18 protein-coding genes are annotated in these 19,444 nt (G+C 63.8%); 14 read left to right on the top strand and 4 right to left on the bottom strand.

Features of this window, described 5'->3' with window-relative positions:
* The first annotated feature begins 172 nt into the window (after nucleotides 1-172).
* The 5 genes from BMZ79_RS09990 (at nucleotide 173) to BMZ79_RS09970 (ending at nucleotide 5,203) form a co-directional block, all read left to right on the top strand.
* On the top strand, nucleotides 173-1,096 hold the full coding sequence (locus tag BMZ79_RS09990) for a DMT family transporter (protein WP_090639298.1): 924 nt from the start codon (nucleotides 173-175) through the stop codon (nucleotides 1,094-1,096).
* Between the two features lie 520 nt (nucleotides 1,097-1,616).
* Nucleotides 1,617-2,507 carry an ABC transporter ATP-binding protein gene (locus BMZ79_RS09985; protein ID WP_090639296.1) on the top strand — a complete coding sequence of 297 codons (891 nt, stop codon included), beginning with the start codon at nucleotides 1,617-1,619 and terminating at the stop codon, nucleotides 2,505-2,507.
* A gap of 86 nt (nucleotides 2,508-2,593) precedes the next feature.
* Nucleotides 2,594-3,346 (top strand): ABC transporter permease, encoded by a 753-nt coding sequence (locus tag BMZ79_RS09980; protein ID WP_090639293.1) that lies wholly within the window; start codon nucleotides 2,594-2,596, stop codon nucleotides 3,344-3,346.
* Between the two features lie 3 nt (nucleotides 3,347-3,349).
* A complete protein-coding gene (locus BMZ79_RS09975; protein ID WP_090639291.1) occupies nucleotides 3,350-4,600 on the top strand; it encodes a sensor histidine kinase in 1,251 nt (416 codons plus the stop codon).
* Nucleotides 4,601-4,603: 3 nt separating this feature from the next.
* A complete protein-coding gene (locus tag BMZ79_RS09970; protein WP_090639289.1) occupies nucleotides 4,604-5,203 on the top strand; it encodes a response regulator transcription factor in 600 nt (199 codons plus the stop codon).
* 102 nt (nucleotides 5,204-5,305) lie between these two features.
* Here the strand turns inward: BMZ79_RS09970 and BMZ79_RS09965 are convergent, their stop codons facing one another.
* Nucleotides 5,306-6,100 (bottom strand): SDR family NAD(P)-dependent oxidoreductase, encoded by a 795-nt coding sequence (locus BMZ79_RS09965; RefSeq protein ID WP_090639286.1) that lies wholly within the window; start codon nucleotides 6,098-6,100, stop codon nucleotides 5,306-5,308.
* Nucleotides 6,101-6,174: 74 nt separating this feature from the next.
* Complete coding sequence (locus tag BMZ79_RS09960) at nucleotides 6,175-7,179, bottom strand: helix-turn-helix transcriptional regulator (RefSeq protein ID WP_090639284.1); 1,005 nt, start codon at nucleotides 7,177-7,179, stop codon at nucleotides 6,175-6,177.
* A gap of 421 nt (nucleotides 7,180-7,600) precedes the next feature.
* Here BMZ79_RS09960 and BMZ79_RS09955 point away from each other — a divergent pair, with 421 nt between their 5' ends.
* The 6 genes from BMZ79_RS09955 (at nucleotide 7,601) to BMZ79_RS09935 (ending at nucleotide 13,076) form a co-directional block, all read left to right on the top strand.
* Nucleotides 7,601-9,028 (top strand): transglutaminase domain-containing protein, encoded by a 1,428-nt coding sequence (locus BMZ79_RS09955; protein WP_218154678.1) that lies wholly within the window; start codon nucleotides 7,601-7,603, stop codon nucleotides 9,026-9,028.
* Nucleotides 9,029-9,105: 77 nt separating this feature from the next.
* Nucleotides 9,106-10,059 (top strand): magnesium/cobalt transporter CorA, encoded by a 954-nt coding sequence (corA, locus tag BMZ79_RS09950; protein WP_090639279.1) that lies wholly within the window; start codon nucleotides 9,106-9,108, stop codon nucleotides 10,057-10,059.
* A gap of 65 nt (nucleotides 10,060-10,124) precedes the next feature.
* Entirely contained in the window at nucleotides 10,125-10,409 is a 285-nt protein-coding gene (locus tag BMZ79_RS09945; RefSeq protein WP_090639278.1) for a small, acid-soluble spore protein, alpha/beta type, read from the top strand.
* 67 nt (nucleotides 10,410-10,476) lie between these two features.
* Nucleotides 10,477-10,746: a hypothetical protein gene (locus BMZ79_RS33565; protein WP_143088922.1), complete on the top strand. Its 270-nt coding sequence runs from the start codon at nucleotides 10,477-10,479 to the stop codon at nucleotides 10,744-10,746.
* Nucleotides 10,747-10,767: 21 nt separating this feature from the next.
* Entirely contained in the window at nucleotides 10,768-11,451 is a 684-nt protein-coding gene (locus BMZ79_RS09940; RefSeq protein ID WP_090639276.1) for a response regulator transcription factor, read from the top strand.
* Nucleotides 11,448-13,076 carry a sensor histidine kinase gene (locus tag BMZ79_RS09935; RefSeq protein ID WP_090639273.1) on the top strand — a complete coding sequence of 543 codons (1,629 nt, stop codon included), beginning with the start codon at nucleotides 11,448-11,450 and terminating at the stop codon, nucleotides 13,074-13,076. Before BMZ79_RS09940 ends, BMZ79_RS09935 begins: the two co-directional genes overlap by 4 nt.
* A gap of 379 nt (nucleotides 13,077-13,455) precedes the next feature.
* On the opposite strand, the gene BMZ79_RS09930 is transcribed toward BMZ79_RS09935, so the two are convergent.
* Nucleotides 13,456-13,827 (bottom strand): VOC family protein, encoded by a 372-nt coding sequence (locus tag BMZ79_RS09930; RefSeq protein ID WP_090639272.1) that lies wholly within the window; start codon nucleotides 13,825-13,827, stop codon nucleotides 13,456-13,458.
* Nucleotides 13,828-14,146: 319 nt separating this feature from the next.
* On the bottom strand, nucleotides 14,147-15,655 hold the full coding sequence (locus BMZ79_RS09925; protein ID WP_090639270.1) for an arabinosylfuranosidase ArfA: 1,509 nt from the start codon (nucleotides 15,653-15,655) through the stop codon (nucleotides 14,147-14,149).
* A gap of 165 nt (nucleotides 15,656-15,820) precedes the next feature.
* Here BMZ79_RS09925 and BMZ79_RS09920 point away from each other — a divergent pair, with 165 nt between their 5' ends.
* From BMZ79_RS09920 to BMZ79_RS09910, 3 genes are all read left to right on the top strand, one after another.
* Complete coding sequence (locus BMZ79_RS09920) at nucleotides 15,821-16,735, top strand: ArsR/SmtB family transcription factor (RefSeq protein ID WP_090639268.1); 915 nt, start codon at nucleotides 15,821-15,823, stop codon at nucleotides 16,733-16,735.
* A 13-nt stretch (nucleotides 16,736-16,748) separates the two neighbouring features.
* Nucleotides 16,749-17,738, top strand: a complete 990-nt coding sequence (locus tag BMZ79_RS09915) for a TRM11 family SAM-dependent methyltransferase (protein ID WP_256252637.1) — start codon at nucleotides 16,749-16,751, stop codon at nucleotides 17,736-17,738.
* Nucleotides 17,739-18,108: 370 nt separating this feature from the next.
* Nucleotides 18,109-19,431: a response regulator transcription factor gene (locus BMZ79_RS09910; RefSeq protein ID WP_090639265.1), complete on the top strand. Its 1,323-nt coding sequence runs from the start codon at nucleotides 18,109-18,111 to the stop codon at nucleotides 19,429-19,431.
* The last annotated feature ends 13 nt before the right edge of the window (nucleotides 19,432-19,444 follow it).

The raw sequence follows: 19,444 nt of genomic DNA, 5'->3' as shown, positions 1-19,444 counted from the left end.
CGAAGCGTCATCCAGGCCGTCGCAAAGCTCCGTTTTTCGAACGCGCGCGCGATGGCCGCGGCGACGTACCGGAAGCCGGAATTTTTGTATTGTGTTTCCCTCGCGAATCCGGCAAACTGTTGTCAGGCTTGACGCAAGCGACCAACTGGCGGAATGGGGTTCGAGGAGAGACATGAGAGAGACGAAGCAGGAACGCAAATGGATGCATTATGCCGGGCTGGCCGTCGTCGCCGCCGTCTGGGGCGCGAATTTCGGGGTATCGCGGAAGGGGATGGAGACGTTCGATCCGGTGCTGTTCTCGTTCCTGCGCTTCTCGCTCGCGCTGCCGTTCTTCTTCCTGCTGCTGAAGGCGCGGGAGGGCAGCGTCGGGCTGCCCGCGAAGGAGCTGCCCCGCCTCGCGGTGCTCGGCTTGTTCGGCGTGACCGGGCTCGAGATCGCGGTCATGTATTCCATCAAATACACGACGCTCGCGAACGCGTCGCTCCTGAACGTCGCTCCGTGGCCGATCTTCGCCGCGCTGTTCGGGCCGCTCTTCCTGCGGGAGCGGATCACGCCGCGCCTCGTCGCGGGCGGGATCGCCGCCATGGTCGGCGTGTGCTTCATCATTCTCGGCGGCGGGGAAGGCTTCGACCTCTCGTCCGGCCACATGACCGGCAACCTGCTCGCCTTGGCCGTCAGCGTGGTGGGCGCCTTGTTCAACCTGGCCTGCATGCCGCTCATGCAGCGCTACTCCGCGCTGCGCGTCAGCACCTGGTATACGGCGTTCGGCGTGCTGTTCATGTTTCCGTTGACCCTGCCGTCCTGGGGCAAGGTCGAGTGGGCCGCGCTCGGCGGCAGCGAGTATACGGCGATCCTGTTCAACGTGTTCGTCTGCACCGTCTTCGCCTTCGTCGTCTGGAACGCCGGCATGTTCAGCATCGGCGCCGCGCGGGCGAATTTCTTCCGCTACGTCGTGCCGGCTTCCGCGGTCGGGGCCGGTTATCTGTTCTTCGACGAAGCGTTCAGCGGCTGGCAGCTGGCCGGGACGGCCTTCATGGCGGCCGGCCTGCTGTGGATCAGCATCGAACGCCGCGAGCCGGCGTCGATCGGCGCCTGAGCGGGCGCGCGTCGGCGCCCATAGAAATTGGACGACCCCCGCTTCGTAACGAAGCGGGGGTCTTGTATGTGCAAGCAGAGCGTAGCGCCGGGTATTACCTGCAGCGCTGCCCCGATATAGTTAAGCGTAACCGCCATGTCTTCCTACTTTCATAAACATGCACGAAAGCGACGATAGCCCGACCTCTCGATCGTCCTTGCGGTTCCTAGACCGCGCCAGTGGTGAATCCGTGTTCCTTCAAGCAGCCGTGTTAAAAGGAATTAAACTGCGGTGATTCGTGGAGGGTAAATCACATCAATTCGAGGAAAAACCAGAGGTTACACTTGACACTTGATACGATTCATCATTATACGCGCATAACCGTAATCCGTCAAGCCGCGGCCGCGCCGGCGCGCATGACAAACATGCCGCGAAACGGGTGACACTTGTCATGCGAAACGCATTACGTTCATGCGTACCGGGAGACCGGCGCCGGCGGTAGAATGAAATCATCAAGAACGCGAAGGCGGGAGTGAACGAGATGAAACCAGCAATTCAGTTAACCGGCGTGAGCAAAATCTACAAGGACAAAAAAGCCGTCGACAATTTGACGCTGTCGATCGCGGAAGGCACGGTCGTCGCGCTGCTCGGCCCGAACGGCGCCGGCAAGACGACGACGGTGTCCATGATCCTCGGCCTGCACAAGCCGACGAAGGGCACGGTCAAGCTGCTCGGCGGCGATCCCGGCGACGCGCGCGTCCGCGACCGGATCGGCGCGATGCTCCAGGAGGTCAGCGTCATCGACGGGCTGAAGGTGGGCGAGAGCATCAACCTCTTCCGCAGCTATTACGAGAAGCCGCTGCCGCTCGATTACCTGCTGAAGGTATCGAACCTCGAAGCCGAGAAGGATAAGCTCGCCTCCGCGCTGTCCGGCGGCCAGCAGCGCCGGCTCGGATTCGCCCTCTCGCTCGCGGGCGACCCGGACGTCATCTTCCTCGACGAGCCGACGGTCGGCATGGACGTGACGTCCCGCCAGTTGTTCTGGGACACGGTCCGCGCCATGGCCGGCAAAGGCCGGACGATCGTGCTGACGACGCACTACCTCGACGAGGCGGACAGCATCGCCGACCGCATCGTCGTCATCAACAACGGCCGGATCATCGCCGACGGCACGCCGGGCGAGATCAAGTCGGATACGACCGGCCGGGTCGTCTCGTTCGTGGCCGGTCCGTCGGTCACGACGGACGCGCTGCACCGGCTGCCGGGCGTCACGGACGTCGAGTGGAGCGGGCGCAAGGTCAAAGTGTTCAGCCGCGATACCGACGGCCTGATCCGGGCGCTCGTCGAAGGCAAGTTCGACATGCGCGACATCGAAATTCACAGCGGCGGGCTGGACGACGCGTTCCAGGCGCTCGTGGAGCAAGCCAACTAAGGCGCGCGGCCGGACTTTCGGCTTGACGGAACGAAAGGCGAGATCGCGAATCGCATAGCCCACCCTCATTTAGGAGATGAATACGAATGAATCAAACGATGCTTCGGGCGACGGTCGCCCAATGCAAGGCGGAATTGCTGCGGACGGTCCGCAATAAACGGTTCGTCATTTTCTCGGTCATCATGCCGGTCGTCTTCTACTTCCTCTTCTCGAGCACGATCGGCAACCAGGACATCGCGGGCACGAATTTCAACGCGTACTATCTCATGTCCATGACCTGCTACGGCATCATCGGCGCGAGCTTCACGACCTTCAGCATGCGGCTCGCCCGCGAGCGTTCCCAAGGCTGGATCCGGATGCTGAAGATCACGCCGCTCCCTTCCTGGGCGTACATCGTCTCCAAGATCGGCGCGCAGGCGCTCATCAACCTGTTCATCATCGTCATGATGTTCCTCATCGGCGGCTTCGGCAAGCATCTCGACCTGCCGGCGTCGACCTGGCTCTCGTGCGGCCTGTGGATCTGGATCGGCGGCATGTCGTTCATGGCGCTCGGCACGCTCTTCGGCTCGATGCGCAACCCCGACGCGGTGCAGGTCGTCAGCATGATCGTCTACATGGGCATGTCCGTGCTCGGCGGCCTGTGGATGCCCATCACGACGATGTCGAAGACGATGCAGGACATCGCCAAGGCGCTGCCGACCTACCGGCTCGGCCAAGGCGCGTGGAACATGCTTGCCGGCGGCACGGTCGATTGGGCCGGCATCGGAATATTGGCTGCATACGTGGTCGTGTTCATGGTAGTATCTTCTTATATCATGAGAAAGCAGGAAGCGGTGTAATCCATGTTCAAATTCGCCAGGCGGCCCGCATCGGGACCGCCTCTCGTCTTTACGCTGGTCTGGCTCGTCTATCTGGTGTTTCCGCTCACGGCGCTGTTCCAGCTGCCCGCGGTGCAGATGATCGAAGGCCTGGGCGTCGTCCTCGTCTTCGTCGCGCTGTACGTCGGCGGCTACTTCCTGGACCGCTGGCGGATCGTCTCCGTGTTCGGCCTCATCGCGATCACGCTGCTGTTCTGCCTGAAGTTCGACGCGAGCGGCATCTACCTGGCGTTCTACGCGTCGCCGCTCGTCGGGCAGCTGCGGAAGCGCTGGGAGCTGATCGCCGGCTACATCCTGATGCTGGGGCTGTTCGGTTTCAATATCGTCTATTGGCACGTATATCGCGATCCGGACATGATGGTGCAGCTCTTCCCGGCCATGGCCGTCATGCTGCTCATGCCGATCGGCTTCAAGCTGGGGCAGCGGTCGAAGGAGCTGCGCAAGAAGCTGAACCTCGCCAACGAGGAGATCGCGCGGCTGTCGAAGAACGAAGAACGGCAGCGCATCTCCCGCGACCTGCACGACACGCTCGGCCATACGCTGTCGCTCATCACGCTGAAGAGCGAGCTGGCCGAGAAACTGATTATGAAGAACCCCGATCGCGCCGCGCAGGAAGTGAAGGACATTCAGATGACGTCGCGCGCCGCCTTGAAGCAGGTCCGGGAACTAGTATCGGGCATGAACGCGGTGACGATTCGCCAAGAGGTCGACCATGCCAAGCAAATTCTGGCCGCCGCGGGCATCTTCCTCGAGAAGCGGGGCGAGCTGGCCGAGGCGGCGGCGCGCGACGACGGAACGGTCTCGCCGGAGGAAGAAGCCGCCTTCGCGGGCGAATCCCCGCGCTTCGGCATCGCGCCGCAAGGGAGCGAGAGCGATGCCGAGCGCTTGAGTCCGTCGCCGCTCATCGACAACATCCTCGGCATGTGCCTGCGCGAGTCGGTCACGAACGTCGTGAAGCACAGCCGGGCCCGCGTCTGCACCGTGGATCTGCGGCGGGAGCCGGGCGTCCTGCGGATGACGGTCGAGGACGACGGCGTCGGGCTGCCGGACAAGGGCAAGGACGAGACGGCCGCGGGCTGCAACGGCATGAAGGGGATGCGCGACCGGCTGAAGCTGATCGAGGGCGTGCTCGCGGCGGAGCGGCCGCTCGCGGAGCGCGGAACGCGGCTCGTCTTCACGGTGCCGCTCGTGGATAAAGCAAGGGAGGGCGCATAGGCCATGAAAGTCATCGTAGCGGAAGACCAGGGCATGCTGCGCGGCGCGCTCAGCGCGCTGCTCGACCTGGAGGACGACATCGAGGTCGTGGCCCAGGCGGAGGACGGCCGGCAGGCGCTGGAGCAGATCGAGCGGCTCCGGCCGGATATTTGCGTCATGGACATCGAGATGCCGCACATGAGCGGACTCGACGTCGCGGAGAAGCTGAAGGAGCGGAGCCATGCGTGCAAAGTCGTCATTTTGACGACCTTTTCGCGTTCGGGGTATTTCCAGCGGGCGATGAAGGCGGGAGTGCGCGGCTTCCTGCTCAAGGATTCGCCGATCGACGAGCTGGGCGCGGCGCTGCGCACGGTGCACAAGGGCGGCCGCGCGGTCAGCCCGGAGCTCGCCCTGTCGTTCTTCGAGAGCGAGAACCCGCTGTCGGAGCGGGAGCGCGAGGTGCTGCGCCTGGCCGCGGAAGGGCTCTCCGCGGGCGATATCGCCGGCAGGCTCTACCTGTCCGCGGGGACGGTGCGCAACTACTTGTCCGAGGCGATCCAGAAGCTGGAGGCCAAGAACCGGATCGACGCGATCGGCATCGCGGAGAAGAACGGCTGGCTGTAAGGCGGGCATTTCGGGGAAATCGCAAAAAACAGTCTGACCGCGAAAATAACGCGGCCGACTGTTTTTTTGTTTTGCCGCACGATCATCCGTCAGCCCGAACAATCAGAATATCGTCGGTACCATTCCGCCGTCCATGCGGATCGGCGAGCCTTTGAAGGCCGAAGCCATCGGGCTGCAGATGAAAGCGGTCAAGCGCCCGATCTCCGCGGGCCGGATAAACCGTTGGATTTCGGATTGAGGCAGGTGCTTCGCCATAAAGTCTTTCTCTTTCGCCTCGAAGGCCATCTCTTCGTTCGAATACGCGCTCTCGATGATCTGCCGCACGTTCTCGGAGAGGGTCGGTCCCGGCAAGATCGCGTTCACGGTCACCTCGGCGCCGCGGGTCAGCTTGGACAAGCTCCGGGACAGCGCCAACAGCATGGATTTGGTCGTGCCGTATGGAGGCATCAGGCCGGAAGGCATGACGGCTTCCTCGCTCGCGATGAAGACGATGCGGCCGTATTCGCGGCTCAGCATGTCGGGCAGATAGAACTTGGTTAAGCCGTTGGCGGCCAGAACGTTGGTGCGGATGTACTTCTCCCATACGTCATCGTCTGCATCGTCATAAGCCATGATTTCGTAGATGCCCACGTTGTTGACGAGTATATCGACGCAAGGGAACTTCGCGAGCAAAGCCTCTCTTTGCCGCGCATCGGCGAGGTCGGCCGCCGCGTTCCGCGGTTCCGTCTCCGGAAACGCCGCTCGGATCTCCGCGACCGTGCGCGCGACGTCCTCGTTGTTCCGGCCATTGACGAGCACGTGAACGCCTTCCCGGGCGAGTTCAAGGGCAATCGCTTTTCCGATGCCTCGGGTCGATCCCGTTACTAAAGCCGTCTTATTCGTTAATCCCATATCCATCCGCGTGTACTCCTTTTATCTAGGATAGGGATTAGGATACTTCACTTCGCCTGCCCGGTAACTAGCGCGGAACGTCAACGTTCTTGCGCGGCGCGCCAATTGGCGGGGGTCTCCCCCTCCCACGAGCGGAACGCGCGATAGAACGAATTCTGGTCTTCGTAGCCGACGAGAAAAGCGATCTCTTTGATCGCGAGCGACGGGTCCGCCAAGTAAGCGAGCGCCCGCTCGTGCCGGGTTTGCGCCAACAACCGCTTGAAGTTCGTGCCTTCGTCCGTCAGTCTGCGCTGCAAGGTGCGATCGCTCGTCCCCAGCTCGAAGGCGACGGTTTGGATGTCGATTGGCCCTCGCGCGAGGAATCGGGACAAGGTCTGCTTCACCTTGGCGCTCATAGTGAGCCGGTTCCGTCGTTCATCCAGCGTACGGTCCAAGGCGGGAGTCAAAATCTCGAGAAGCTCTTCGTTGTGCGAAGCGAAGGGACGGTCCAGATCGTCCCGATTCAGCGTGAGCCGATTGCGGTCCGCCCCGGCCCGGACGCGGCAGCCGAAATAATCTTCAAGGGCACGAACGTCGCCCATGGAAGGGATGATTTCGACGGAACGAGCCGTGAGACGACGGCCGGTTCCCCGGCGCCCGAGCTCGATCAGGTAGGCGAACGTGATGCCGACCAGCACCGGCGGTCCGGGTTGCCCGGCATCCCGCCACGCCAATTCAATCAAGGATTGCCGGCCTTCTTCCCGCATGCGCAAGTTTTCCGGAGGACACAGCTGCTTATAGCGCGCCATGCGGTTCAGCGCGTCCCGGTAGTCGCGGGCGTGGAAGGTCGTCAAGGCGGCCGGAGGATACAGAGCCGTTTCGTACGCGGTCGCAAGCTTGACGATTCCCGCGGCGGCGTCGCCGATTAGATCGGAATAGGCTTGCCAGATCGCGTAATAGTGGGCGGTCGTGACGAACGGTTCGTTGATGACGGATCGCGCAAGACGGGCTTGGATCGCTACGTCAACGGGCTCTACCCCTATGCTTCTTAAGCTTGTCCAGAAGCCCGGCGCGATCTTGATGCGGTCTGCGGAAGGAGCGTTCATGGCTGTCGACCTCCTAAGACAACGTCCAATCGCAAACGGTCCGCGGAGCCCGCGGACCATCGATGCTTCCGAGTATAGCTTAACCGTCGGGCGCCGTCACCTTGGGTCTTTTTAACTCCTCGTCGCCGTGTCGATGCCGGCGCTGTTCCGCAGCGTAACCCGGGATTGCCCCTGGCGGCCGCGACTAGGCCGTTCGGGGCATTTTCGCGTCCGCGGAGTTCAAAATATTGTAAATCGCGGCCGCGCATGTGGTAAGCTAGGGACGAAATGCTAGATTCATAGCGTTGGCGAGCAATCGAGAGATTCCTAGCGAACACGCGGGAGGGTACGGAAACGGATGCAGATACAGAAGCGGATACAGAAGCAGCTGCAAATGGGGAAACGGAAGACGGAACAGAGACGGAAACCAATACGGACGCCAATGCGGATACGAACGAGCAGCATGGGGATCGCGCTTATCTTGATCGTCGCGCTGCTGGCGGGACAGCTGGGCTGGCCGGCCCGGCCGGCGGCCGCCGCGGCGGCGGGCGCGCCGAGTTCCTGGGCGAAGGCCGAGATCGACGCGGCCATCGCGAGCGGGCTCATTCCGTACGGCCTGACGAACAGCTACCAGCTGGCGCTCACGCGGCAGGAATTCAGCGACATGGCGGTGCAGCTGTACGAGGTGCTGACCGACCAGGAAGCGCCGGCGCCGGGCGCCAATCCGTTCAAGGACACGAGCAGCGCCGGCGTGCTGCGCGCGTACGCGCTCGGCATCGTGAAGGGGACGGGCGCGCATACCTTCTCGCCCAAGGCGACGGTGACGCGCGAGCAGATCGCGCTCATGCTCTACAACACGCTCGCCAAGGCGGGCTTCCGCGACGAGCTGGCTTCGGGCGCGGCCGGGACGGCCCCCGTATTCGCGGACGCGAAGCAGCTGGCCGACTGGTCGCGCGGGGCGGTCGGCTTGCTGGCGGCGAGCGGCGTCATGAAGGGCGACGGCACGGGCCCGTACGCGCGCTTCCTGCCGAAGCAGACGACGACGCGGGAGCAGTCCATCGTGCTCGTGTACCGGATCTTCGAGCGGTTCGGCTCGTACTTCGTCCGCGGCGAGGCCGACCTGCTGGGCGCGCCGCTGCAGGCGAAGCCGGTCGTCATCAAGGACGAACGGGCGGGCATCGTCGACAAGAAGGCGCGCGAGATTCTCGCCGAGATCGTCGAGCCGGGCATGACGGAATACGAGCGGGAGCTGGCGATCCACGATTATATTTTGCTGCACGCGGCTTACGATTACGATAATTACCGCAAGGACACGGTGCCGGCCGATTCCTACACGATGTACGGTCTGCTGGTCGACGGCGTCGCCGTCTGCCAAGGCTACGCGTACACGGCCCAGCTGCTGCTGCGGATGGCGGGCATCGAGGCCTACTACGTGCGGGGCACGGCCGGGGGCGGCGCGCATGCGTGGAACAAGGTCAAGATCGACGGCAGCTACTACAACCTGGACGTCACCTGGGACGATCCCGTGCCGGACCTGGAAGGGCGGGTGGCGTACGGGTACTTCAACGTCACCGACGCGGAGCTTCGCCGCGACCACGTGTGGACGGACAAGCTGCCGAAGGCGACCGCGCAGGCGTACAACTACTACGTCTACAACGGGCTGGTCGCGGACACGCCGGCCGCGTTCGAGGCGCGCGTCGACGCCGCGATCGAGGCGGGCGAGGAGACGATCACGCTGAAGCGGACGTATGACGACCCGAACGGCGAGGATTTCTGGAACGCCATGATCACGAAGCACGGCAACGTCCGGTCGTACGCCTATACGCTGGACAACAGCGGCGTGGTGACGTTCCGCTTCGCGTACGCTTGAACCCGGCCTTTTTTGATCGGGAGCGGCTTCGGGTGATACACTAGTTGAAAACGGCTTTGCATTGGAGTGCTTGCATCATGATTCGTATTCTTGCCGCAACGGAAGACAAGCGGATGGTTCAGTTGTCCTCGCTCGATGAGCTGAAGGATTACGCGGTCGCCTGGTTTTGGGTCGACTTCATGGCGCCGACGCAGGAGGAGGCGCAGCTGCTGGGGGAAGGGCATTTCCGCTTCCATCCGCTCGCCATCGAGGACTGCCTCTACTACTTGCAGCGCCCGAAATTGGACCATTACGACGACGTCCACTTCCTCGTCCTGCACGCGATGTCGGCGGACACGCTGGAGACGCAGGAGGTCGACCTGTTTCTCGGCCCGAACTATCTGGTCAGCTACCATAAGCACCCCCGCCGCGAGCTGCTGCGCGCCTGGGAGAAGGTGCTGCACAAGCCGCATTGGGAGGCGCACGGCTGCATCCATGCGGCGTACGTCGTCGTCGACGAGCTGGTGGACGAATATTTTCCGGCCGCGCAGGCGATCGAGGACCAGATTCTGGAGTTCGCGACGGGCTCGAACGACCAGGGCACCCAGCAGAAGCTGGCGCAGGTGTTCGACATGCGGAACCGGCTGCTGAAGCTGCGCAAGACGGTCCTGCCGATGCGCGAGCTGCTGTACCGGATTTTGAACACGCAGCGGATCGAGAACCTGAACCGCTACCAGATGTTCTTCACCGACGTGTACGACCATTTGCTCAAGCTGTCCGAAATCGTCGAGTCCAACCGCGAGATGACGTCGGATCTGCGCGACCACTACATGTCCCTCAGCGCCAACCGCATGAACACGATCATGAAGACGCTGACGGTCATCACGGTCATCTTCATGCCGCTGACGTTCATCGCCGGCGTCTACGGCATGAATTTCGAGAATATGCCGGAGCTAAAGTGGCATTCCGGCTACTACGGCGTCCTGGTCATCATGGGAATCGTGGCGCTCGGCATGTTCGCGTGGTTCAAAGTGAAAGGCTGGTTCGACTGACGCGCGCATAAGATGCCCGCCGCTTGGGGAACGTAGGACTACCGATACCCGAGGAGGCGAGACACATGTCAAGACGCAGCAGGCGCAAGCATCTCGTGCCCGGCGCGGATGCCGCGATGAGCGCGTTCAAGGCCGAGGTGATGCGGCGGGAAGGGTTCGTCGTGAACCCGAGCCGGCCGGACGACGTGAAATTCGAGGTGGCGCAGTCGCTCGGCATTCCGCTCGAGCGGGGCTACAACGGCGACGCGTCCACCGAGCGGATGGGCCAGATCGGCGGCCAAATCGGCGGCGCGATGGTCAAGGAGCTCGTGCGCATGGCGCAGGAGAAGCTGGCCAAGCAGCAGCCGTAAGGCGGCAGCTGATTGGGCGGCCTTATGATGACGGCCTTTTTCGCTCAAGCGGCGAGAGGACCGTTGGATGGCTATCGTTTCGGAAGAAATTCCGCAGCCGAAATCCGAAGTCGCCATTCGCATCGATACGCAACTCTTGCCGTCATCATGCAGTCATTATGCCGATCGTCAAACGATGAAGCCAAGCCGTCCGGGCAGCCGGGCGGCTTTCGCGCGTCCGGGCGGCCATCGTTCCGGCGGCGCCGGACGCGTATTAGCTTGCCTGGGTTTTTCAGCTAAAATTCAGATTGCTTTCATTTTTGCTTCAGCAAGGGCGGCTACACTGAACGTATCTTAGTTCAATGGGGGTTGTTTGCCTATGCCCGCGGCTATTCTTGTCATTGAGGACGACCAGGCGATCCAGGAGCTGATCGCGGAGTTTCTGCGCGCCCAGCAGTACGACGTCGACGTGGCCGAAGACGGCTTGGAAGGATGGGAGAAGTTCCAGGCCGGGACGTACGATCTCGTCATCCTCGATCTGATGCTGCCGACGCTGGACGGCTATACGATTTGCCGGCGCATCCGGGAGAAGGGCGATACGCCCGTCGTCGTGCTGACGGCGCTCGGCGAGGAGAAGGACCAGCTGCGCGCCTTCGAGGAGGAAGCGGACGATTACATCACGAAGCCGTTCTCCTTCCACGTGCTGATGAAGCGGGTGGAGGCGGTGCTGCGGCGGACGCGCGGCGCGCAGTCCGGGGAGCAGCTATGGGGCGGCCGGCTGCGGCTCGATGCCGACGCGTACAAGGTGTTCGTGGACGGCAAGCCCGTGGAGACGACGACGAAGGAGTTCGACATCCTGAACACGCTGATCGCGAACGCCGGCCGCATCATGACGCGGGACATGCTGCTCGATAAAGTCTGGGGCTACGATTATTTCGGCGATTCCCGGATCGTGGACGCGCATATCAAGAACATCCGCAAGAAGCTCGGGATCTCCGTGATCCGCACGGTGAAGGGCGTCGGGTACGCCCTGGAGTCGGAGCTGGCCGGGGTTGGCGGATGATCCGGCGCAAAGGGATCCGGTTCAAAATCTTCCTCGTCACGACGGCGCTGCTCGTCGTCTCGGCGGTGCTCATCTACCTGACGCTGTATTTCATGCTGCCGAGCTACTACCGCTACATCAAGCAGTCGCGGCTGGAAAGCGGCGTCAACGAGCTGATCCGCGCCGTGGACGGGCAGTCGGCGGAGGACGGACTGCCGCGGATCGCGGCGTTCGGGCAGGAGCATAACGCCGTCATGATGCTGCGGGACAAGGACGGGGGCGGGTATTACATTCCGCCGAACTTCCGCTCGTTCAAGGGCTGGCTGTCCGACGGCTCCGGCGCGGGCGGCTTCCCGCTGCTGCGCAAGCAGATGGAGACGGGGCGGTTCGTGGACCGCGGCGGGCCGGGCTCGCCGAACGGCGAGCGCATCCTGAGCGCCGAACGGCAGGTCTCGTTCGCGGGCAGCGACGACTCGTTCACGCTGTATGTGGACGCGCCGCTGCAGCCGATCGGGGAAGCGGCCGACGTCATCCTGCTGTTCCTGCCGTACATGCTCATCCCGATCCTGCTGATCGCCATCGGGGGCGCGTTCATCTACGCCCGGCTGATCGCGCGGCCGCTGCTGTCGCTGAACGGCGTGGCGCACCGGCTCGCGAAGCTCGATTTCACGGCGACGGAGCCCGCGCTCAAGTCGCGCGACGAGCTCGGGGAGCTGTCGCTCAGCCTGAGCAAGCTGGCCGTGAACCTGCAGTCGACGATGGGCGAGCTGCAGGACGCGAACGCCCAGCTGAAGAGCGACATCGAGCGGGAGCGGGAGCAGGAGGCGAAGCGGCGGGAGTTCGTGGCGACGATCTCGCACGAGCTGAAGACGCCGATCACCGCGGTCAGCGGCCAGCTCGAGGCGATGATCGCGGGCGTCGGGCCGTTCCGCGACCGGGACACGTACCTGCGCAAGTCGTATCGGATCATGCAGGACATGGACAAGCTCGTGCACGAGATTCTGGAGCTGTCCAAGCTGGAAAGCCGCGATTTCCGGCCGCTCATGCGGAAGGTGGACCTGTCCGAGCTCGTGCGGGAATCGATGGACGGCATGAGCTATCTGGCGGGCGTGAAGCAGATGGAGCTGGCCTGCGAGCTGCCGGAGGAGGCGATGATCATCGCCGACGAGCGGCTCATCTCGAAGGCCGTGTCGAACATCATCACGAACGCGGTGCAGTATTCCGGCGAAGGCGAGCGGGTGTACGTGCGGCTCGTGGAGGAGCGCCGGGCGGCCGGCGGGGCGGCGGCGGGGACGCCGGACGAGGCGCTCGGCGGGCATGGAGGCGCGAAGGAGGCGGCGGCCGGTTCCTCCGGCGCGACGCTGGAAGGCACGACGGCGTCCGAGCTGCTGGACGACCTCGAGGCGGCGCCGCTCCGCTACCGGCTGGAGGTGCTCAACACCGGCGTCCAGCTGGACGAGGCGAAGCTGCCGCGCTTGTTCGAGCCGTTCTTTCGCGCGGAGCAGTCGCGCAGCCGGTCGACGGGCGGCAGCGGGCTCGGGCTGTACATCGTCAGCAAGGTGCTGGACGCCCACGGCGCGAAGTACCGGATCGGCAACACGCCGGAGGGCGTGCGCTTCGACGTGCTGCTGCCGGGCGCGGCGTAGCTTGGGTTATGGGGAGAGCCTCCGCTTGTCCGCGGTCGTCGCGGGCGGGCGGGGGTTTTTTGCGGTTCGGCCGCTAGGAAGTCGGGAGGGGAGAGCGGCCGCTGTTAGGCGGACAGGAGAGCCGCTATTGCGGCGAATGGGCATAAATCTCCATTTCGCGGACACAAGAGCGCTTATTGGCTTGTTCGGCAAGCAAATATGCCGCGTTATGATTCAATAGCGGAACGTGTGGCCGCTTCAAGCGCCCGCGATTGCCGTTTTGGACGGCAGGGCGGATGAACCGGGCGGTCCCGCGGGCGGCGGATGCATGCGGACATGCGGCGGCCTAAGACGCGGCGGCCGGGCGCCGCGCGCAAGCATGGCCAAGCATGCGGCGCGGCTAAAGCTCCATGAACTCCAGCCGGTTGCCGAACGGATCGTTCGCGTAGAAGCGCCGCACGCCTTCTTCGCCGCGCGCGTCGTCGGGCGTAACGGCATAACCGCGCTCGGCAAGGCGGGCGATCAGCGCGTCGAGCCCGCGGATCGCGAAGGCCGGGTGCGCCTTCGTCGCCGGCGCGAAATCGCGCTGGACGCCGATGTGCGCCTGATGCGCGCCGCAGCGGAACCAGACGCCGCCGCGCCGCGCGAGCGGCTCCGGCTTCGGCAGCTCCGGCCAGCCCAGCACGCCGCCGAAAAACGCCCTTGCCGCCGCCTCGCAGCCCGCCGGAGCGGCAAGCTGAACGTGATCGATGCCGAGGAACGAGAATGTCATGAACAAGACCTCCTAACGAGGGATGATTTCGAGGTATGGCGTTGCCGTATGATTTCATGGCTTGGTTTTCCGTAAGATTTCATGTCCCGGTTCGTGGGATGATTCTATATAACGGTTTCATTGTATGAAATTTAGTTTCGTATAATGACAGTATAGTCGTTGAGCGGCAAGTTGAGCAAACGGAGCTAATCCGGTCGGGAGCGAGCCGGGCGCCGCGCGGAAACCCCGCACCGGCACGCGACAAAAAAAGGGACGGGAGGTCGCCTTCGACCTGCCATCCCTTCCTCGTTCGCCCTTCCGTCCCTTCCTCGTCCCGCGCTCAAACCACTTTCAAACGAATCACGTTCCACGACGCTCGGCCGAGCCGCGCCCGCACCGCGCCGCCGTCGGCTTCGGCGCCGCCGCGCGCGTGCGGGGCGACGCGGTCCGGCGCGTCCTGCGTGTTCGCCGCCTTCAGGTCGTCGCTCTCGAGCACGAGATGCTCCAGCACGCGGCAGGCGCCGAAGCTGCGCAGGTCGATCTCGAGCGGCAGCGCTTCGCTCAGGTGGCGGTTGACCGCGAAGACGGTCACTTCGCCGGCTTCCGCGTTGTGCACCGCGACCGCGTCGAGATAAGGCACGTCGGTGTAGTCCTTCGCGTCGTACTTCGGCGACGAGACGAGCGGCACCAACGCCGTGCCGCGGCCGAACAGGCTCGCGTGCATGTACGGGAAGTAAATCGTCTGCTTCCAGGCGCCGCCGCCGTTCGCGGTCATGATCGGCGCGATGACGTTGACGAGCTGCGCGAGGCAGGCCATCTTCACCCGGTCCGCGCGCTTCAGCAGGCTGATGAGCATGCTGCCGACGAGCAGCGCGTCCTCGTGGTTGTAGACGTCCTCGAGCTGCGGCGGCGCGACCGACCACGGCTCGATCCGGGCGTCGGCGTCGTTGGAGTGGTACCAGACGTTCCATTCGTCGAAGGAGAGGTGAATCTTCTTCTTGCTCCGCTTCTTCGCCTGCACGTAGTCGGCCGTGGCGATGACGGTGTGGATGAAGCTGTCCATGCCCATGGATTGGGCGAGAAAGTTCGCCGTATCTTTGTCGCGGTTGCCGTAATATTGGTGCAGCGACAGGTAGTCCACCTGGTCGTAGCACAGCTCGAGCACCGTCCGCTCCCACTCGGGGAAGGACGGCATGTGCAGGCTGGAGCTGCCGCAGGCGACCAGCTCGATGGACGGGTCGACCCAGCGCATGACCTTCGCGCTCTCGGCCGCGATACGGCCGTATTCCGCGGCGGTCTTGGCGCCGATCTGCCACGGGCCGTCCATCTCGTTGCCGAGGCACCACGTCTTGATGCCGTGCGGCTGCTTATACCCGTGCGAGACGCGCAGATCGCTCCATTGCGAGCCGGACGGATGGTTGCTGTATTCCACGAGCTGCCGGGCTTCTTCGGGGCCTCGCGTCCCCAGGTTGACCGCCATCATCGGCTCGGAATTCGCCTTGCGGCACCAGTCGACGAACTCGTTCAAGCCGATCAGGTTCGGCTCGACCGTGCGCCAAGCGAGCTCCAGCCGCTTCGGGCGCAGCTCGACCGGTCCGACGCCGTCCTCCCAGTTGTAGCCCGAGACGAAATTGCCGCCGGGATAGCGGATGATCGGCACGTCGATGCCTTTCACGAGCTCCAGCACGTCGGTCCGGAAGCCCTGCTCGTCGGCCGACGGATGACCGGGCTCGTAAATGCCGCCGTACACCGCCCGCCCCAAATGCTCGATGAACGAGCCGTAGAGACGCTTGTCGACCTCGCCGATCGTAAAATCCTTATCCACGATCATCGTCGCTTTCATTGCCATGGAACCCACCTCGTCAATTAAATTAATATTGTTGTTAACCAATTAACATAATAGCGTTTACAACCCTATTAAACCTTATCCCGAAGTCCTGGAGCAAGCTTTTCTTTTGCTTCGTTCTGAATTAATATAAAGGTTAACTTGAATGGGATGGAGCGGTGTGAAGCAATGATACGCGCGAATTTGGACCGGAAATGGCTTCCCCTCTACGAAGCGCTCGCGAGCGACGTCCGCCTGCGGATCCTGGAGCTGCTGTCGGCGCAGCCGATGAACGTGAAGGAGCTGGCCGCGGCGCTCGGCCTCAGCAGCGCCATCGTGACGATGCACACGAAGAAGCTGGAGAAAGGCGGCCTGATCCGGACGAAGCTCGTCCGGCGGGGCGGCGGCACGCACAAGATCTGCTCGCTCGCCGTCAGCCGCGTCGAGCTGTCCCTGCCGCAGCCGGAGGGGCAGAAGCGGGAATGCCAGGAAATCGCCGTACCCGTCGGGCATTACACGGATTTCGAGGTGCATCCGACCTGCGGGCTCGCGACGACGGAACGGATCATCGGGCAGTTCGACGACCCGCGCTATTTCATGGAGCCGGAGCGGATGCACGCGCAGATCCTCTGGTTCGGCAAAGGCTTCGTCCAGTACCGGATCCCGAACTACATCCTCCCCGGCCAAGCGCTGGAGGAGATCGAAATCTCGTTCGAGATCGGCTCGGAGGCGCCCGGCGTGCAGGCGGACTGGCCGTCGGACATCCATTTCTACCTCAACGACACGCTGCTCGGCGTTTGGACGAGCCCAGGCGATTCCGGCGACGGCCGCGGCCGGCTGACGCCCGCTTGGTGGACCGTCAACCAGTACGGCTGGCTGAAGGTCGTCCGCGTTACGAACGAGGGCACCTTCATCGACGGCCAGCGGCTGTCCGCCGTGACGCTGCGGGACATCGTCCGGGCGCGCAACGACTGGCAGCTGCGCTTCGAGGTGCCCGAGGACGCGGAGCACGTCGGCGGCCTTACTCTCTACGGCGAGGGCTTCGGCAACTACAACCAGTCCATCCTCTTCCGCACGTACCGCAGCGCGGGAATGGAAGGCTGAGGATATGCAAAACATGCAAAACATGCAAAACATGCAAAACATGCAAAACATGCAAGAGCTGGAACGCCCGGCTTTTCTCTACCCGGTCGCCTCGCACGAGGACGAGCGGGACTTGTTCCTCCTGGAGATGCGCGCGCTGTTCGGCGCCGAACCTGTCGACGGTTGTGTGATATCCGGTAAAAACGTCGATCCGAGCCGAAGTCCGTTCATCCGCGGCCGGCTCGCGGTCACGGCGTCCGCCGAGCTTCCGGAGGACATCGCCGCCTACGCCGCGGACGCCGTGCGGCTCGAGGGCCGGACGTTCAAGGTGACGTTCGTCAGCGGCGAGCTGGACTACGACGCGCAGCGCGCGGCCGAGCGGACGATCGGCTGGCGGATCGCCGGCAAAGCCGAGATGCGCCGGCCGGAGCGGCTGTTCGGCGTCGCCTTCGCGCGGGGGCGCTATTGGTTCGGGGAGTATGCGAAGAGCGAGGCCGCGTGGCTGAAGCACAACGATAAGCCGCAGCCGTATTCCACGGCGCTCGGCACGCGCGTCGCGCGGGCGGTCGTCAACCTCGCCGTGCCGGACATCCGCGCGGGCTTGCGAGCCGTCGACCCTTGCTGCGGCATCGGCACGGTGCTGATCGAGGCGCTGTCGATGGGGATCGACATCGTCGGCTACGACCTGAACCCGCTCGCGCTGAAGGGGGCGCGGCTCAATTTGGCGCATTTCGGCATGCCGGACGTCGTGAAGCTCGCGGACATGACGACGCTTGCGCCCGGCCCGGACGGGCCTTGCGACGCGGCGGTGCTCGACCTGCCGTACAATCTGTGCTCCGTGCTGCCGGAGGACGAGCGGCTCGCCATGCTGCGCGCCGCGCGCCGGCTCGCGCGCCGCGTCGTCGTCGTCACGGCGGAGACGATCGACGCCGCCCTGGCGCAGGCGGGCCTGCGCGTTCTGGACCGCGCCGCGGTCCGCAAGGGCAAGTTCGAGCGGCACGTGCTGATGTGCGAAGGCGAATGAGCGAAGCGGCAAGGCGCCAATGAAACACAACGGCAATGAAGCAAGCAGCGAAGATGCGAATAAGGCGCATGGAATGAGCGTTTCGCATACTAAACGCTTAGAATGGCTGTACCCGGTATTGATGAAGCATTTAAGCGGAACCTCCCGGGAACGGGGAGGCTTTTTTGCCGTGCGGCCGTGACGAAACGCCGCGAATTTCTTCCATATTTATGCGATTCGCCAAATCCTTCCGGTTTTCGCCGGCACGCGGGACGAACGGCCTTCCTTTTTCCGGGAGTCCCTTGTCGGCCGGGCCGGGCAGCGGTACACTGGAATCTATAACGCAATACTGTTACTTGTTGGGGCGGACAGATACGGGGGGATTCGCAACGTGTACAAATTGCTGATCGTGGACGACGAGAAAGAAATTCGCGAGGGCCTCGCTTCCTGGTCCTGGGAGACGGTCGGAATCGAAGTGGCGGGCACCTGCTCGCATGGATTGGAAGCGCTTCAATTCGTGGAGGAGCGTCCCGTCGACATCGTGGTGACGGATATCCGCATGCCGTTCATGGACGGCATCGAGCTGATGACGTCCATGAACGCGCGCTATCCGTTCATCCGGGTCGTCATTTTGTCCGGCTACAGCGATTTCGAATACGCCCAGAAGGCGCTCCAATTCGGGGCGATCGATTACTTGCTGAAGCCGCTGCAGTTCCAGATGCTGCGCGATACGTTCGCGCGTGCCGTGGAGCGGCTGCGCGAGGAGAAGCAGGCCGAGCTTCGCGTCTCCGTGCTGAAGCGCAAGGCCGAGCTGCTCACGAGGGTGCTGCGCGACGATTTCCTGCGCCGCCTGTTCCAGGAGCCGCTCTCCGAGGCCGATTTCGAGGAGGGCTGCGCGGGCGGCGAGGTGCTGCTCGAAGGCGGCAGCTTCACGGTCGCAATCTTCCGGCCGGACCGGATCGCGGCGGGCGCGCCGATCGGGGACAAGGAGCGGCGGCTGCTCGCGTTCTCGCTCGACAACATCTTGGAGGATCTGTGGGAAGGCAAGGAGCTCGGCTACCATTGGGTGAACGGGCAGACGGGCGAGGCGTACGTGCTGTGCGCGAAGCCCGAGGCCGAGCGGCATTTCGCCGAGCTGCTCCCGATGTGGCGCAAGTACCGGGGTCTGTTCAAGTCCGCCTTCTCCGGCGGCATCGGCCATGCGGCGGCGTTCCCCGCCGGCATCCATCTGTCCGCCCGGGCGGCGGCCGCGGCGCTCGCGGCGAACGCCGAGGAAGGGACGCTCGCGTTCGCGTCGCCCGTCCACGCCGCCTTCCGGCCCGAGACGGCGGAGCCCGCGACCCGCGAACCGTCCCGCGCCGGCGCCGCCGAGGGCGGCCGGCCGGGCGAGGAGCCGGTCAGCGCGCTGCTGACGCAGGCGAAGCAGTATATCCGGGACCATTACGACCGCAGCCTGACCTTGAAGGAGGTCGCGGAGCAGGTGCACGTATCCGGCAGCCATCTGTTCGCGCTGTTCAAGAACTCCGGCCAAACGTTCCTCAGCTTCCTGACCTCGATCCGGCTGCAGCGGGCCATGGAGCTGCTGAGCGGCACGAATCTCAAGATTTACGAGATCGTCGAGCAGGTCGGCTATTCCGATCCGGCGTACTTCACGGAAGTGTTCAAGAAACACACGGGCAGGACGCCGCATGAATACCGCAGCCGATCGCGCTAGCATCCGGGGGGAG

Source organism: Paenibacillus sp. UNC496MF, assembly GCF_900113915.1.
Lineage (GTDB): Bacteria > Bacillota > Bacilli > Paenibacillales > Paenibacillaceae > Paenibacillus_Z > Paenibacillus_Z artemisiicola.
The sequence above is the reverse complement of the archived record's forward strand: the minus strand, read 5'-3'. Positions and strand labels throughout refer to the sequence as shown.